Here is a 15,722-nt window from a genome sequence, read left to right on the forward strand (position 1 = left end):
GTTGGTTTGACGTATCGCCTTTGTGGAATTGGATCGGGACGCTGAACCAATTTTTTAGCCACGGAGCATTGTCGCATACCGTTTGAAGTCAAGACCACCAACTTCCGCTGGACCTCACTTACGCGATGTGAAATTCATCCACAGACTAAGATATTGAAAAATATGGTGACCCCGACAGGATTCGAACCTGTGACCCTCAGATTAGGAAGCTGTTTTCTTAGTATTTATTGTGTTTCTTTAAGTTTCCGTAAGTGACATACGCTATTGATATATAGAGAAATTTCGTTCAAAGAGTATCACCAACTGCCCAGAGTTTGCTTTTTCGGTGCCGACTCGGTGCCGACACAGGAAGGTAATTGGATCAGTCTGATTTTTCTAGTGGTGAATACTTGTTATGCCCAGTCACAAGCTTACCAAGCGCACGGTTGACGCAATTGCTCCGCTGACCAAAACACGCGTTCACTACGATAGCGAACTCAAGGGATTTGGCGTTCGGGTGACGCCGTCAGGACACAAGGCGTGGGTAGTGGAATACCGACCGGGAGGGGGGCGAAATACTCCCACCAAGAGGATGACCCTTGGTCGTACCGGTACACTTACGCCTGATGAGGCGCGCCGTAAGGCACGTGAAATTCTTGCTTCAGCGCTCCTGGGCGGAGACCCGGCACTTGAAAAATCTGACGCGCGGAAAATGCCAACACTTGCGCAGTTCGCTGAAACGTTCATTCGGGATCATGTTGACGTGAAACTCAAAAAATCGACGGCATCGACTTACCGCGATCATCTTGAGAGACTTATCGTTCCGGAAATTGGCTCCATAAAACTCGATCAGCTAACCCGTAAGCGGGTTTCGGCGCTACACTCAAAAATTGGCACCAAATCACCCGGCATCGCGAACAGAATGCTTGCCACGCTCTCCAGTATGTTTGGCTTTGCAGCTATCAAGGAACTTGTTCCAGAAGGCTTCAACCCAACACGGAAAATCGAAAAGTTTCCTGAAAATCAATTGGAACGGTTTCTCTCAAGCGACGAAATTCGGCGTATCGGTGAAGCCATTTGCGAGGGCGAAACGACGGGAATTCCCTGGGTTGTCGATGAAACACATCCGAAGAGCAAACACGTTGCAAAAGCCGAGAACAGGTTCACTCTCATTGATCGCTACGCGGCGGCTGCAATACGGCTTCTGTTGTTGACCGGCGCTCGTCGCGGCGAAATCCTGGCTCTCAAATGGGAAAATGTCGATGTTGAGCATGGCTTGCTGCATCTGCCGGACAGCAAGACGGGAAAGAAAACAATTGTACTGAATGCTGCTGCAGCAAAAGTGCTCGCCGACCTGCCGCGACTAGGGAGCTACGTGATCGCCGGTCGAGAGCCGGACACACCGCGCCATGATCTGAAGAAACCCTGGGCAGCGGTGTTGCGCCGAGCGGGCGTAAAGAATGTTCGACTTCATGATCTTCGGCACACGCATGCGAGTTTTGGCGTTAATGCGGGAATGGGGCTGCCGATTGTCGGGAAACTTTTAGGGCATTCGAGAAGCAGCACCACGGAACGATACGCCCATTTGGCTGATGATCCGGTGCGTCAGGCCTCAGAAGATATCGGATGCAAACTCAGCGCCGCGTTAGAAGGGAAGGGAACAGACGCAGGGTCAAGTGATCTCGAGCGGTCTCCTTAAATGGAAGGCTCGGTCCGTCGCCATCCCAAAAATGGCGATGACTGCGGGAATCTGGACGCAAATCGGCCGTACCGTGCACCTAACGCATCGGTTTTTTTAGACGCTTGCGTCACGTCCAGTGATCTTCTGAAACTCGATCAATGTTTCGAGGGGTGTCGGGCGAGATATCCCAGCCTGGTGTTTCTCCAATGGCAGTACGATGTATATGACCGTGAAATTGATCGATATTGCGGAGAATCTGCAACACAAGCTTCTCTGCCCGGTCACCAATCGCTTTTGAATATCGGGCGTTCATTCGATTGCCTCTTCCAGTCGCTCCAACGTGCTCAGAAGAAATTTTCTGAAACGAGATACCTCGAGGTCGACAACGACCCTCTCTCTTCCGGACATGATCAGGAATGCCTCTAGAACTGCGTCCGAATGATGGGAGAGCAACGCGAGATGAGGCCCACTTGGCCCGTGCTCCGCAGCAAGCCAATTTGTAACCGTGCGTTCACCCGCGCCAGTCCACCGACGCACCGTTTTGACGGCTCTATGGGTCCCTCCAAGTTCTCTTCGGAGGGCGGTCGCAATGATAGCCGCATAAGCCTCTGAACTCAGCGGTTCGATTGAACCAGCATGCAAGTTGTTGCGCATTTTCGGCGACATGTTGCATCCCCTCTCCAGATATAATTTCGCGGAGTTTTCGCCGCTGCGGATAAAGCAGCAAATACTCGTCTTTTGTACTCGCGTTTGGCGGCTGAAAAATGGGTTCGAAAGAGGACATCGATCAGAGCAAAGATGGTGAGCGTGACAAAGTGAACACGTACGCCGCCGAATATGTTCGCATGTCTACCGAACATCAGAGGTATTCGACAGAAAACCAAGCCGAAGCAATCCGTCGTTATGCAAGCAAGCGCGGGCTTCAAATCGTTCGCACTTACGCCGACTCCGGACGAAGCGGTCTAAGCATCGAAGGCCGTACCGGACTCCGCCAGCTGATTTCGGATATCGAAAGCGGCAATGCAGATTTCTCGGTAATCCTTGTTTACGACATTAGCCGTTGGGGGCGGTTTCAAGACTCAGACGAGAGTGCGTTCTACGAATATCGGTGTCGTCGGGCTGGTGTTCAGGTGGAGTACTGCGCAGAGCAATTTGAAAATGACGGAAGTATCGGATCCGATGTCCAAAAAGTCGTCAAACGACGAATGGCAGCGGAGTACAGCCGAGAACTTTCCGTAAAGGTATTTGCTGGGCAATGTCGCCTAATCGAAATGGGTTATCGACAAGGTGGAATGGCTGGATTTGGTCTGCGCCGTGAGCTGAGAGACGAGCACGGCCGACCAAAAGGTCTCCTGACGCGCGGTGAAAGGAAGAGTATTCAAACCGACAGGGTCGTGCTCGTTCCAGGACCTTCTGAGGAGGTCGCAATTGTAAGGTGGATCTATCAACGGTTCGTGGAAGACGGTTTGGATGAAACAGCGATCGCACAAGAGCTAAACCAACGAGGTGTTTTCACAGACCTTGATCGCCCCTGGTCGAGGGGCACCGTGCACCAAATCCTTATCAACGAGAAATACGTCGGCAACAATGTTTGGAACCACGTTTCGTTCAAACTCAAGCAGCATCGACTGAAAAATGATGCGTCGATGCTGGTTCGCGCTGACGGTGCTTTCGAGGCAATCGTTGACCCTCGAGCCTTCGATGCTGCCCGGGCAATAATTGAAGCCCGTTCACATCATCTAACCAATGACGAGATGCTTGATCAGTTGAGGGACGTCTATGAACGCGCAGGTGTGCTGTCTGGATTGATAATCGACGAAACGCACGACTGTCCTTCGAGTAAAGCCTATAGCCATCGATTTGGCGGACTGCTGAAAGCGTACAGCCTGATCGGATACACTCCCGAAAGAGACTATCGCTACATTGAAGTAAACAGGGCTTTGCGGCGGCGGTACCCTGATACGGTCGATGAGACGATCTCAGGTATCGAGAAGGCAGGAGGGGCTGTCACCAGAGATGAGATTACTGATCTTCTGACGATAAATCAGGAATTTACGGCTTCGCTTACGATAAGTCGTTGCTTTCAAACGAATGCAGGTTCTTTGCGTTGGAAAGTGCGGCTTGATCGGAGCCTGCATCCGGACCTTACAATCGCGGTGCGGATGAATGCGGAAAACACCAGTGCAAAGGATTATCTCATCCTCCCAACGTACGATGTTGAAGCCGAGACTCTGAAGCTCTCCGAAGAAAACGGAATTTGGATCGACGCCTTTCGATTTGAAACGCTGAGGCCACTATTTGCTTTGGCGGAGCGCCTCTCAATTCAAGAGGCCGCATGATGCCAGATGCAGAAACTCTGCAAATTGAGCTCGTTCCCATTCACAAGATTTCCGTCCTGAACCCTCGGGTGCGTAGCAAAAAAGTATTCAGGGAAATCGTCTCGAGCATTCGAGATGTGGGTTTAAAGCGCCCCATCACCGTTTCTAAGACGGAAGAGGAAATAGAAGCGCGTTACCAACTGGTGTGCGGGCAGGGCAGGCTTGAGGCCTTCAAACAGTTAGGGCAGATGGAAATACCCGCGATCGTCATTCAGGCAGATACTCAAACAAGCTTGGTGAAGAGCTTGGTTGAAAACTGCGCGCGTAGGCAGCACCAAGCCATCGATTTGGTTCGCGACATAGAAGGCATGAAAGAAAGGGGCTACAGCGAGCCAGAAATCGCAAGAAAGACAGGGCTTTCAACTGAGTACGTGAAGGGTATCGGCAAGCTCATTCGTCAGGGTGAACAACGTTTGCTTCGTTCCGTTGAAGCCGGACACATTCCAATCAGCGTTGCAGTTGAGATTGTAGATGCCGATGATGACGGAGTTCAGGACGCGCTTCAAAATGCTTATGAAAACAACATTCTGAGAGGACGAAAACTCCTTATCGCTAAAAAGGTCGTCGAGAGCCGAAACCGCCGGGGCAAGGCTCTCCTAAGCGGCGCGAAGCGGAAGAGAAGAATTTCGTCCGAAGCGTTGGTCCGTGCCTATAGGGAAGATACGGATCGCAAAAAACTCCTCATACGAAAAGCAGATGCGACGCGGAATCGGCTGATTTTCATCGCGCACGCATTGAAGGAACTTCTGACGAATGAAGCGTTCCTCGATCTGTTGAAATCAGAAAATCTCGACACCATTCCCAGAAAACTTGTCGATCGCATGGAGCGTCAGGAGCTGACGCGATGAATCAAAGACAAGCTCCATTGATCAAACTCGCGTTTCACCGTGAACCGATCAGGCTGTCCATCTCCAGCATCACGCCTCTGAGGATCGTGTCGGACAGGATAAAGAAGTCCAAGAAGTACGGTCAGATACGCTCCTCGATCTTCTATTCCGGTTTAGCTGAGCCTCCAGTTGTCGTCCCCAATCGCGATGAAAAAGGGAAATATCTTCTGTTGGACGGACACATGAGAGTGTCGGTCTTGACGGAACTTGGACATAAGGAAGTCGACTGTTTGATCGCAACAGATGATGAAGCTTACACGTACAATAAGCGAGTCAATCGGCTTGCGACCATCCAGGAACATCAAATGATCCTGAAAGCAATTGAAAAAGGTGTCTCTGAAGAGGTTCTAGCACGAGTCCTGAACGTCAATATTCAGAACATCAAACGGAAACGCCGATTACTTGAGGGGATTTGCACGGAAGTGGCGGAACTCTTGAAAGATAAGCATGTCCCAATAAATACCTTCAAGGAGTTGCGGAAAATGAAGCCGCTGAGGCAAATCGAAGCTGCTCAGCTAATGATCGCGATGAACAAGTATTCTTATCCATACGCGCAGTCGCTCGTTGGAGCGACACCTGCCTCTCAGTTAATTGAGACTGCAAAACCGAAGAAAATAAACGGGCTCACCGACGAACAAATTGCGCGTATGGAGCAGGAGTCTGCCCAATTAGACCGTGAGTTTCATCTGCTTGAGGAAACCTATGGTCAGGATCATCTCGATTTGGTGATTGCAACTGGATACGTGAAGCGTTTGATCGAGAATGCGCGAGTGGTTCGCTATCTTGCCCAGAGTTTCCCGGAGTTGTTGACAGAGTTTCAAAAAATCTCCGAAATCGACGAAACTGCAAAATTTAATTCACCAAACTAGGCAACAGCCCACCTAAACGAATCTCGCGAGGCGCGCTATTTCGAGGCTTATGCATCATCGTTTGCCGCCGAAGTGACACGCAACTAGCACATTTTTCCCGTCATTTGGAGACCTTTATGATCGATACAGCCACACTGATTGCCTATGTCACCATTGTTCTTGGGTTCGTGTTTATACCCGGCCCGGCAACGCTGCTTACTGTGACGCGAGCGACGAGTTCGGGAACAAAAGCGGGGATTGCGACAGGGGCAGGGATCGCCGCTGGGGATGTTGTTCATACCTTCATGGCCATCATTGGCGTGTCGATCATTATCGCGAAGTCGGCTTTTTTGTTTAGCATCATCAAATACGCTGGTGCCGCCTATCTCGTATTTCTCGGCATTGTCGCCATCCTTGACAAGACATCTCTGGACCTTGCTCGCGGTAGCACACCTATAACGGCAAAAAAGGCGTTCAACCAGGCCATCATCGCAGAGGTTCTGAATCCAAAAGCGGCGTTGTTCTTCCTGGCTTTCCTGCCACAGTTCGTGAAACCGGAAAACGGTTCGGTCATGCTTCAGCTGACTGTGCTCGGTACGATCTTCGTGCTGCTTGGCCTATTCAGTACCGTGATCTTCGCTGTCGGGGCTGGCAAGCTCGGTAGTTTCCTTAAGAAGCACCCGGCCGTGGTGAAATGGCAAGGCAAAGTCGTTGGTGGAATTTATTGCGCGCTCGGTGCCCGCTTGGCATTGCAGGAGCGGTGACGGGTCAGATTGTTTGAATGACCACCGGTCGTGCGAAAGTCATCCTGTTCCGTCTCCCTCAGAGGGTATCCGTTGCTGTATCGAGAAGGATGTAGATCCCGGCGGCGATCATCACGAAAGGTGAGAGGTTTTCGAAAAACCGTTGGACTTTTCGGTTGCTCCCAAGGCTTTTGGTTAGCAGGGTGCCAGCGATGATAAGACCCGTTACTGCGATAAGAGCACCTATAAGGACGTGCCGGTCGAGCACCGCTGCTGTATCGGCGAAAAAAGCGGCGATTAAGATGAATGTGTCGGCGCTTAGCGCAAGGAAGATCACTGCGGCGCTGAAGATTGAGTGTGCTGGTTTTAATGTGTCCGAGTCGTCTCCGGAACGAGACATATTTCGCCAAACTTCCCAAACACCGAGGGCGAGCGGCACAATGCCGAGATAACCTAGAGCGTGCGGGGTTAAGAACGTCACGCCAGCGCCGGCGGCATATGCCCCCGTAACGACCAGCAGTTGCGCAAACAGGAAACCGATCAGCGCCTGTCTGTACCTTCCTGACGTCGCGATTGCGAAGAAAGCAAAGAGGCCGTCGATATTGGTTAGTGCGTAGGCGAGCGCGATAGAAAGAGCAAACAACATTGATGTCTGCTTTAGGACGAGACAAGACCAAAGACAATCTGAAACCCACAGGTTAATCGAGCAGGACGAGCACTTCCGGCATCATGCTCCAACGGGGTAAAAATCTCGGGCTGATGCAGGAGCTTTAGGTCGTTGGTTTCCAGTCTCTACCTTCGTTCGCATCACAGCGAATGTCCGCTTCCCGCGCATCCCGTAAATCTGCTGAGTCTCAAATGATTTTCTGCTTTCCGGCTCAGGCTTCAACGCGGCGGATAACCGAAATGGGGGTGCAAATCGGGAGTTCGTCAGCGGAAGGTTAAATGGCAGCATTGGACCGTTTTCGACTAAGTGCAATTTGGGCGGAGAGCGGTAGTCCGCTGCGCGTGCGCCCCGGTGAGCGGAATTTGAGTGAAGCCGGCATTCCACAACCTTACCGCTCGGCCTGAGGCCACTTCTGCGCTGCCACCTGCATCAACGGCAGCGATGCGCAGGGAGCGGTCTTTGCAAAGTCGCGCCCAAGCCGCCGACTGACCATGCACGCCGCATCTAAAGTGCTGCGGCGCATCCCACAGACCCGGACCTTCGAGGCAGGCGCATCCTATCGCCGCTCGCGACACCTCTTCATCTCATCTCAGCACTGCCAGGGTCTGCGCCTCAGCCTCAGTCAGGCTCTACCCCCTATCCTCGCAATGCGCTTCGTGCGCGCCACATTCTAGGCACATCATTCCACCTGCAGTCTCGACCTCTGTCCAACCGCATGCCCAACCACAGCACGGGCAGAATTCGTCCACTTCGAACTCGCCCCAATGCCAGGGCCTGGCGTAGATCGGGATGGCATCGCTATCGAGACGAATGACTTCGAACGGATCACCCTCGGTCGCAAGGAATGCTTTGCTGGAATAGCTATGCAGTGCGTCGAAGATTTGCTCTGGAGCCACACTGAACCATTCGCCACGCACCACATCGTCTATGAGGCGCTTATGCAGATCAGACTCAACCCGTCGATCCTCCGCAAGGTCGTGGGTACGAATGAATCCCATTACAGCGATCTCCCGAGAGTTAGCTGTCTGAAGAGTTCGTAGTCTTTTTGGGATATCATTCGAAAAACCAACCTTGACCCGATAACGCCAATGGCCGTCAGGGTCGAGCTCAGCGAAAAAATATACTGCCATCCTAGTTATCCGATAATGCGAAGAATTATTGGTTTCAAACAGTGGATGAAAGTGTGCGGCGATCAAGAGGGCTCAAGCATCTGCGTCCGCAATGGGCTGCTGCTGTCATCCGCCGAACCGCCTGCGATCGAATCAGGCGCTCCAGGGCAACGCTCCTGGCGCCGCGCGCTTCAAGGCAACTCGCAACCCTTAACTGCCGTTCGTGGATGGCGCAGCATCGATCGAGAGCTGCGCACTTTCAGGCGCAATCAACCGACCAGCAGCCGAAAGCATTTCCATTACCGCCTGAGCAATCTCGTCTGAGTTATTAGACGTCAGCATGAGGGCGTCGGGACGATTCCGCGCGATCACATCGCACACGGCTTCCGCTGCCGCAAGCCTAAACAGCTCGTCGTGATCACGACCAGGACCCACCGGTATAGTCGGATCAAGCGAGGTCACAACCATCACATCATAGTCGGACGAATGAACCTCAGCAATCCGCTCAAGCGCATCAAGCCTGCGGTGATCGATGCTGCGGCCGGACATGGAAAGCGCCGCTTTCAAGTAGCCGAGCGCGTCCGGCACCGGTCGATCCACCAGGACAACCTCAGCCGACAGCGACAATTCGGCTTCCTGCCGCATGCATTCCGCCATGATCCAGAGAGTGCTCTCGTAAGTGTGGTTGCGAAGGATCGGGAAGCCCAGCTCCAAGGCTCGGGTTGCGAGGTCATTGATCCTTGCGACGCGTAATCCGGTATCCTCAATCGCATTCCACATCTTCGCGACGAAGGTTGTTTTGCCGGTTGAATGGGAGCCAGCGACGCCGATTTTGAATGGATGGTTCACAGCAGAAATTTCCCTTGGGCGGAATTCATGATGTCACTGTCCTCAAGCGCCGATTGGTGACGGTCGACGGGAAGGCGGGGGATCAAATGGCAGAAGAGAAGTCCGGTCAGGACTGAGTCGAACAGAGCCGAGTGATGTGCTTTTCCGCTCTCGCGCGCAGCAATACTGTTCAATCTGAGATCGGTTCCCAGGTTTTTAAGACTGTATGACTCCCGGCCCGGTATCGCGAAACGCGCCAGTTTGAGCGTGTCGATTGCCATAGCCGGTCGCCAATCCGGGATAGCCCGTGAAATGGCGTCAAGCTCGACCTTCACGTTATGGCCGATGATCCGGCCCTCGTTAGTCCAGGTCATGATATCGTCTGCTATGTCCTCAATGTCAGGAGACTGCGCCACGTCTTCGTCGGTGATGCCGTGGATACGGGTAACCTGTGGCGTGATTGGTGCTTTTGGTTTTACAAGCCATTCCATGCGGCGGGACTGCAATGCGAGATCTCGCACTTCGACCATTGCGATTTCGACAATTTCCGGCGGGTTTGCGCCGTTGCCTTCGACATCGACCACCCAGAACGTCTTCCTGCTCAGCTCCATCCGATGTCAGCCTTCCCGTGTCGACCAAAATGGTGAGGCTGCTTGCAGTCGTGAACCTGGAAGTTCAAGGAGTGCTGCATGAAGTATCGTTGTTGCTCTTGGCTTCCGCTGACCTCGATCCGCCGATCGTCGCGGCTGATCCCCTCGGCATCAACTCCCGCCCGCCGGGCGAGTGCGTGGATATCGGCCATGTCCGGCACGTGATGTGCTTTTTGGCAGATGTCGAGTTGCGTGGCGGGGCAAATGTCGCAGATTTCACGGATTCCGTAATGGCCGTTGTAATCCGGGATGCCGTGTGCATACGCGATACCGCATGAGGTTTTCCGGAAGATTGGGGTATCGCCGAACGCAGCGATGATCCGAGCTTCGACATCCTGAGGGAGGATCTTGCGACGTGCGACGCCCGCATATAGATCCGGCGCACCTACGCTCTGAAAATAGGCACGGATCTCATTGCGATAGAAGAGGCCAGTGAAGACGGTCGCGTCAGCAAGCTTCGAAAGGTTTCTGGCCCTGAATATATGGGCATCACTGTCGTTCAGGCCTGCGACGATCGGCCTCCAATAAAGTAGGGAACGCAAACTTCCCTTCTCTCCGGCAAGAACTCGAAGGCTTTCTTCCGCAATATCGCAGGAAACAGGTTCGATTTTCTGATCCTCGATTCCGGACCAGGTAATCAGCACCGTAATTCGCAAGTTTTGCAGCCTGGCAAGGCGTTCGACGTCTTCCGGCAAGACGTGCCATCTTGTGATGATGAGAACCGGATTCTTCAACCCGCGACGGTCGAGGTCTTCGATGCAGCGGAACAGATGCTCCTTGACGATCGGCAAGAACGCGTCGGTTGCGCGATTGAAGATCTGGATTGGGGTGAGGTTCGGCTGAAATGCCCAGTGCCCAACCAGCTGCTCGACCGCTTCGTCATCGGGCATCACGAGATGCGGCTTCTTCATGTGAAAGTTGCCGAAAAAGTGGCGCACGCAATAGCCGCAATCCAGCGGGCATCCCACCACATGGTTCAGGCTCAGCCCCGACTTCCTGTAATCGACCACCTGCCTGAGTGGATCCGGAAGCTTCTCTCCGGTGACCTTAAGCTGTTTCATGCTTTTAATTCCAGTCGGGTAAGCTAAAAGTCAGTAGTTAACTTTCAATCTAAGATTGTCATTCATTGTTGGTGACATCAAGCAATAGTACTCGATCCGAAATCAGACCGAGGCGCGAGTTGCAGTTTTAATCGGCTCTCATCGCGAGGTTGGCGGCCTTCGTTGCAACATGTCACGTCCGCCCCGACCAAGGCTGGTGGCGACAGTCTGCTTCCTGCGCTCTGCCGTCAATCGCGCTTCGCGAATGTTGCACAATGCACGAATGACCGGCGTGCTGAAGCCGCGGCGCGGGGGCGGTCCGGGAACGGCAGGAGTGGGCCAGAATCGACAAAGGTCATTTGGGCGGAAAGAGTGAATTCACTGCGGTGTGGGTGGATTTAGTTAAAGGGCCGTTTTGCGATCAACGTTCATTTCGTTGTCCCAGCCGACACATGCTTTCAATAATGAGCGCATGCCGAAATCCGAAGCGCCTTCACCTGTCAACATCTCCGATTTACACTTGGCTGGTATGAGTCTCTCGATCGACTGCCTGATTTGCGGCCAGTCGGCAGCACGCGACAAGTAACCGGCATGAATTAGCATCGCCGTGACCAAAGCTCGCGCCCAAATTGAAGCCGATACACGATCATGGAGTATGATTGATAAGCGTGATGGCCGGTGGCCAACACTCAGCACCTGAAGCCGTGATCGGCGATAACCGCGGTGCGCGCCGGTGCCTGTAGATTGTTACTTCGGATCCGGCAAGAAACGGGATCTTGGCCGCATTGATACGGCTCCTTCGGCCGCGGCAGCCCCTTATCAAGCGAGACGGAATGACGTCAGCCTCGAACAAAACCATCCAAAGAAGCAGCCTCTCGGGGCTAGTTTTGGTACCGTTTGGATATGGCTTCCAGCGCGCCACGCTATCGGAAAGCGAAATAACCTTTTCGGGCAGAACCTCACGGCGTGTCGCCATCTCAGAAGTCGCCGCTTCGCCATTCTTGCGCAGGACGCTAGGTTTCGCGGTGCTGGTCCTGCCACTTGCGGGCGGAGACGAGATTAAGCTTGCCGGCGTAAGAGCCACCGAAGCAGCAGCCATGGTTTCGGCCATAAAGTCATCCTGGCGCCTTCACTTCGAGGAACTGGTCCTTAAGGTGCAGGATGAATTGAAGGTGCTGGCCGATGTTGTCCAGCGCCTGAAACAACCGAGGCGCTACCCGTCGGCCTGTCTTCTAGATCCATATCTTGAGCAGGCATTCCGCGTTCTAAAAACCCTGCCCGAGCATATTCCTGAAGGCACCCTGGACGCTGACCAACAAGCGCTTGTCGATGTGATCCGAGAGTTTCAGAGCGCGCCAGACGCGCTGCGTAAACGCGCGATCGATACGTTCATCGATACGGAATTGGCCGTGGCGAGCGTATTTCTGGATACGATTGAATCCAATCCCCTGACTCCCGAGCAACGACTTGCGGTGCTTTCCGACGAAGACGCAACGCTGATTCTGGCTGGCGCCGGATCGGGCAAGACAAGCGTAATCGTCGCTAAAGCGGCTAATCTTATTCGTCAGAAGATCCGGAAACCGGAGGAAATCCTTTTGTTGGCTTTCGGAAAGGCAGCCGCTGCTGAGATGGCAGAGAGAATTGAAGAACGCTCTGGCGCTTCCGTCATAGCGTCGACCTTTCATGCCCTCGGCTATGACATCATCAGGGAAGTCGAAAAAGGTGCGCCCGCCCTGGCACCGCACGCCAGCGACGATGCGCAATTCCGGGCACTATTGCGAGATATTCTGGTCAACGAGCTGGCCACGCAGCCGAAAATGGCTCTGCTCATTCTGAAGTGGTTTTCCGAGCTCTACACGCCCTTCAAAAGCGAATGGGATTTCAAGACAAAAGCGACTTACTACGAATATATCGAAGCCCACGAACTCCGAACCCTGCAGGGCGAATTGGTCAAAAGTTTTGAAGAACTTGAGATCGCAAATTGGCTGTATCTGAACGGTGTGGCCTATGAATATGAACCGGATTACGAGCATGAGCTTCCAGAGAACACGCGCAAGGCCTATACGCCGGACTTCCGCCTCACCGAAAGTGGTCTCTACATTGAACATTTCGGTGTTCGCAAAGCCCGCGGCCCAGACGGAGAAACGAGGCTGATGACCGCGCCTCATGTCGATCGGCAAAGCTATCTTGACGGGATGACGTGGAAACGACGTGTACATGAAGAAAACGGCACTCAGCTCATAGAAACCTACAGCTATGAACGGGTGGAAAACAGGCTTCTGGACGCGCTCGAAGAGAAATTGAAGCCGCATGTCACCTTCAACCCGGTTCCGTCAGAGCGGGTGTTCAACCGGCTGGCCGAAATGGGGCAGATAGATGCCTTCACCCAGACCCTCGGGACGTTTTTGCGGCACTTCAAGAGTTCCGGTTCATCAATCAAAACATGCGAGGCGCGGGCCAAAATATCCAAGGACAAAGCCCGATCGCTGTCCTTTTTGAAGATCTTCGATGCTGTCTATCAGTCCTATCAGAAGCAGCTCGGCAACCGGATCGATTTCGAAGACATGATCGTGCGGGCAACCAAGTATGTTCGGACTGGAAATTATCAAAGCCCGTTCCGGCACCTTCTGGTCGATGAATTCCAGGATATTTCCGAAGGTCGGGCGCAACTTCTCTTGGCGCTAAAAGACCAACACAAGGATGCCCGCCTCTTTGCCGTCGGTGACGACTGGCAATCAATCTACCGGTTTACAGGATCGGACCTTCACCTGATGCGCAGCTTCGGGAAGGTTTTCGGCGGTAGGTTCGCCGGGGCCAGCGGAATCCACCGGGTCGTCGATCTGGGGCGGACCTTCCGAAGCGTCGACAGGATTGCATTGCCGGCGCGGGCGTTTGTTCTCAAGAACCCGTTGCAGATCAGAAAACAAGTAATTCCTGCCAAATCGGCGGACAAGCCGCGCATTTATGTTTCCTATTACCAGAAACGTAAGGAGGATCATGCTTTACGCTCGGCGCTTGATGACATTTCAAACCATTCAGAAGGTACCGAGATTTCCGTTCTCCTGCTGGGCCGGTATAATTTCCTGAGGCCCAAAAACTTCAGTCAGATTAATTCCGCTTACCCCAAGCTATTGCTCCGATACATGACCGTCCACGGGTCCAAGGGGCTGGAAGCAGACCATGTGGTAATCCTTCGCGCTGATACCGGTCGCATGGGATTTCCATCTGAGATCGTTGATGACCCGTTGTTGGATCTCGTCCTGCCTGAACCGGAGGCCTACGATCACGCAGAAGAGCGGAGGCTCTTTTATGTCGCCCTAACGCGTGCAAAGAAGACAGTCACAATCCTTGCAAGCCTTGAGGAACCCTCGGTTTTCGTGCGTGAAATGGTGGAGAGTACAGATGTTGAGGTGATTTCAAAGGAGGAAAAAGTTACCGCCCAGGCCAGATGCAGCGAATGCGGTGGGCGGATGCTACCGGGGACTTCGAAGAAGGGGAATGTTTATTTCTACTGCGAGCACCGACGGCTATGTGGCTATACAAGCCAGGCCTGTTCCAAGTGCGGTACAGACATACCCGTTAACAGCCTAACCAAACTGCACGTGTTCGAATGCAGTTGCGGTGCAGAGTTTCCGGCATGCCCCGAATGTAAAGATGGCTGGCTGGTTGAAAGGTCTGGCCGCTACGGCGCATTTCTGGGCTGTGTCAATTTCCCGAAGTGCAGCGGCAAAAAGAAGATAGGCAAGAACGGGAGCATCGACCCAACCCAATAATTTGTTGCGTCGTGTCAAACTTCTGGGTTCGTCTTCCAGACATTCAATACGGATTGAACGAGTGTCCGCAGAGCGGACAGGGTGTTCTTATCTGTGCCTCATGTCCGGTTAACCTGACGCAAGACAACTTCCTTGTCCCAGACCAAGCGCATACTCAGACCGAATCAGGTTTAAACAGCATTTAACTATTTTGTGGGTCTCCAATATCAGCAAAATTTTGCAGCTTTCCGATTCCCTTCAAACGCGAATCGTAGCTCATCTCTGTCATAGCTAGCTAAAATCATTGCATTTTTCATGAATTCGCATTCAAGCATTAGTCGGGCTCTCCAAATAAGCGGCGTCTTTTAGCACTTAACCCCCAATAGATTGCGCGAGAATCCGTGGGTGTCCGGGAGTGGTTCTGATTCGCTCCCATTGGTCGAAACGTCGCAAAAAAGAGGACAAGATGACTGACATTGACTGGATGAAGCGGAAGTATGCAATCGATCACCTCTGCAAACTGTTTGGTATCGTGCAGCCGGAATGCGAGGAGGTTCTGCGTAACGGGCTCGATTGGCAGAAAACCAGGATCTGGGTGCGCAACAAGCTTGGTGAGGAAGGGCCAGCGCATGAGCTTTTAATTGATGAACCTTCAGTTTGTCGCCTGGTTTTCGAAGAAGTTGAAGGCAAAGAGCCAATCATCCTTGAGGGCTTCGGGCGGCTTTCGGAAGATCTCAGTCAACTAGATGAATATGATCTGGAACTCAACGTGCGCCAGGCCGAAACCCATTTCGAAAAACACGGATATTCTCGCAGGTCGGGGCTGGCTTGTAGCGTGGTATCTTCCGCTGATCCTTTGCGCAAAACGGGTCGGCCCAGAAAAACTGACTATATCGCTCTTGAGGACGATGCGTTGAACGAACAAATCTCCGGCGACGGGTTCTTCAATCAAAAGGACTTCGACGACTGGGTGACCCAGCGCGCGATGGACAATGACATGTGTGTCCCAGGAAGAACGAGCCTTCAGGATATGTTTAAGAGCGTCCTGAAAAGAGCACGAGACTGGCAGCATCGGGAAGCAATAAGCCGCGAAGCCCAGGATCAATAGGGAGCCGGAAATGATTTCCGGCTCTTCCCGGCTGACACTCGGGGTAGAACAA

Annotated in this window: 12 protein-coding genes; 7 read left to right on the plus strand and 5 right to left on the minus strand. The window is 53.0% G+C overall.

Annotated features, from left to right (window positions below):
- Positions 1 to 394 precede the first annotated feature (394 nt).
- From Q0915_RS20570 to Q0915_RS20590, 5 genes are all read left to right on the plus strand, one after another.
- On the plus strand, positions 395 to 1,678 hold the full coding sequence (locus tag Q0915_RS20570) for a site-specific integrase (protein ID WP_299478062.1): 1,284 nt from the start codon (positions 395 to 397) through the stop codon (positions 1,676 to 1,678).
- Positions 1,679 to 2,424: 746 nt separating this feature from the next.
- Positions 2,425 to 3,999, plus strand: a complete 1,575-nt coding sequence (locus tag Q0915_RS20575; RefSeq protein ID WP_299478065.1) for a recombinase family protein — start codon at positions 2,425 to 2,427, stop codon at positions 3,997 to 3,999.
- Positions 3,996 to 4,886, plus strand: coding sequence for a plasmid partitioning protein RepB C-terminal domain-containing protein (locus tag Q0915_RS20580; protein WP_366525306.1), 891 nt, complete (start codon positions 3,996 to 3,998; stop codon positions 4,884 to 4,886). The genes Q0915_RS20575 and Q0915_RS20580 overlap by 4 nt, the downstream gene beginning before the upstream one ends.
- Positions 4,883 to 5,794 (plus strand): plasmid partitioning protein RepB C-terminal domain-containing protein, encoded by a 912-nt coding sequence (locus tag Q0915_RS20585; protein WP_299478068.1) that lies wholly within the window; start codon positions 4,883 to 4,885, stop codon positions 5,792 to 5,794. Before Q0915_RS20580 ends, Q0915_RS20585 begins: the two co-directional genes overlap by 4 nt.
- A 116-nt stretch (positions 5,795 to 5,910) precedes the next feature.
- Positions 5,911 to 6,537 (plus strand): LysE family translocator, encoded by a 627-nt coding sequence (locus Q0915_RS20590; protein WP_299478071.1) that lies wholly within the window; start codon positions 5,911 to 5,913, stop codon positions 6,535 to 6,537.
- Between the two features lie 58 nt (positions 6,538 to 6,595).
- Here the strand turns inward: Q0915_RS20590 and Q0915_RS20595 are convergent, their stop codons facing one another.
- The 5 genes from Q0915_RS20595 to Q0915_RS20615 form a co-directional block, all read right to left on the minus strand.
- On the minus strand, positions 6,596 to 7,162 hold the full coding sequence (locus Q0915_RS20595; protein WP_299478074.1) for a hypothetical protein: 567 nt from the start codon (positions 7,160 to 7,162) through the stop codon (positions 6,596 to 6,598).
- A gap of 650 nt (positions 7,163 to 7,812) precedes the next feature.
- Positions 7,813 to 8,313 (minus strand): GIY-YIG nuclease family protein, encoded by a 501-nt coding sequence (locus Q0915_RS20600; RefSeq protein ID WP_299478076.1) that lies wholly within the window; start codon positions 8,311 to 8,313, stop codon positions 7,813 to 7,815.
- Between the two features lie 189 nt (positions 8,314 to 8,502).
- Complete coding sequence (locus Q0915_RS20605; protein WP_299478079.1) at positions 8,503 to 9,141, minus strand: AAA family ATPase; 639 nt, start codon at positions 9,139 to 9,141, stop codon at positions 8,503 to 8,505.
- Entirely contained in the window at positions 9,138 to 9,731 is a 594-nt protein-coding gene (locus Q0915_RS20610; protein ID WP_299478082.1) for a 3'-5' exonuclease, read from the minus strand. Before Q0915_RS20610 ends, Q0915_RS20605 begins: the two co-directional genes overlap by 4 nt.
- A complete protein-coding gene (locus Q0915_RS20615) occupies positions 9,722 to 10,831 on the minus strand; it encodes a radical SAM protein (protein ID WP_299478085.1) in 1,110 nt (369 codons plus the stop codon). Before Q0915_RS20615 ends, Q0915_RS20610 begins: the two co-directional genes overlap by 10 nt.
- A gap of 812 nt (positions 10,832 to 11,643) precedes the next feature.
- Here Q0915_RS20615 and Q0915_RS20620 point away from each other — a divergent pair.
- A complete protein-coding gene (locus Q0915_RS20620; RefSeq protein ID WP_299478088.1) occupies positions 11,644 to 14,583 on the plus strand; it encodes a UvrD-helicase domain-containing protein in 2,940 nt (979 codons plus the stop codon).
- A 394-nt stretch (positions 14,584 to 14,977) separates the two neighbouring features.
- Complete coding sequence (locus tag Q0915_RS20625) at positions 14,978 to 15,670, plus strand: hypothetical protein (protein WP_299478090.1); 693 nt, start codon at positions 14,978 to 14,980, stop codon at positions 15,668 to 15,670.
- Positions 15,671 to 15,722: the final 52 nt, after the last annotated feature.

The organism is uncultured Roseibium sp., assembly GCF_947494555.1.
In the GTDB taxonomy this organism is placed as follows: Bacteria; Pseudomonadota; Alphaproteobacteria; order Rhizobiales; family Stappiaceae; genus Roseibium.

Bases quoted from the DNA above. Each gene is read 5' to 3' on its own strand.
- Q0915_RS20570 (WP_299478062.1), top strand. From the start codon at position 395: ATGCCCAGTCACAAGCTTACCAAGCGCACGGTTGACGCAATTGCTCCG.
- Q0915_RS20575 (WP_299478065.1), top strand. From the start codon at position 2,425: ATGGGTTCGAAAGAGGACATCGATCAGAGCAAAGATGGTGAGCGTGAC.
- Q0915_RS20580 (WP_366525306.1), top strand. From the start codon at position 3,996: ATGATGCCAGATGCAGAAACTCTGCAAATTGAGCTCGTTCCCATTCAC.
- Q0915_RS20585 (WP_299478068.1), top strand. From the start codon at position 4,883: ATGAATCAAAGACAAGCTCCATTGATCAAACTCGCGTTTCACCGTGAA.
- Q0915_RS20590 (WP_299478071.1), top strand. From the start codon at position 5,911: ATGATCGATACAGCCACACTGATTGCCTATGTCACCATTGTTCTTGGG.
- Q0915_RS20595 (WP_299478074.1), bottom strand. From the start codon at position 7,162: ATGTTGTTTGCTCTTTCTATCGCGCTCGCCTACGCACTAACCAATATC.
- Q0915_RS20600 (WP_299478076.1), bottom strand. From the start codon at position 8,313: ATGGCAGTATATTTTTTCGCTGAGCTCGACCCTGACGGCCATTGGCGT.
- Q0915_RS20610 (WP_299478082.1), bottom strand. From the start codon at position 9,731: ATGGAGCTGAGCAGGAAGACGTTCTGGGTGGTCGATGTCGAAGGCAAC.
- Q0915_RS20615 (WP_299478085.1), bottom strand. From the start codon at position 10,831: ATGAAACAGCTTAAGGTCACCGGAGAGAAGCTTCCGGATCCACTCAGG.
- Q0915_RS20620 (WP_299478088.1), top strand. From the start codon at position 11,644: ATGACGTCAGCCTCGAACAAAACCATCCAAAGAAGCAGCCTCTCGGGG.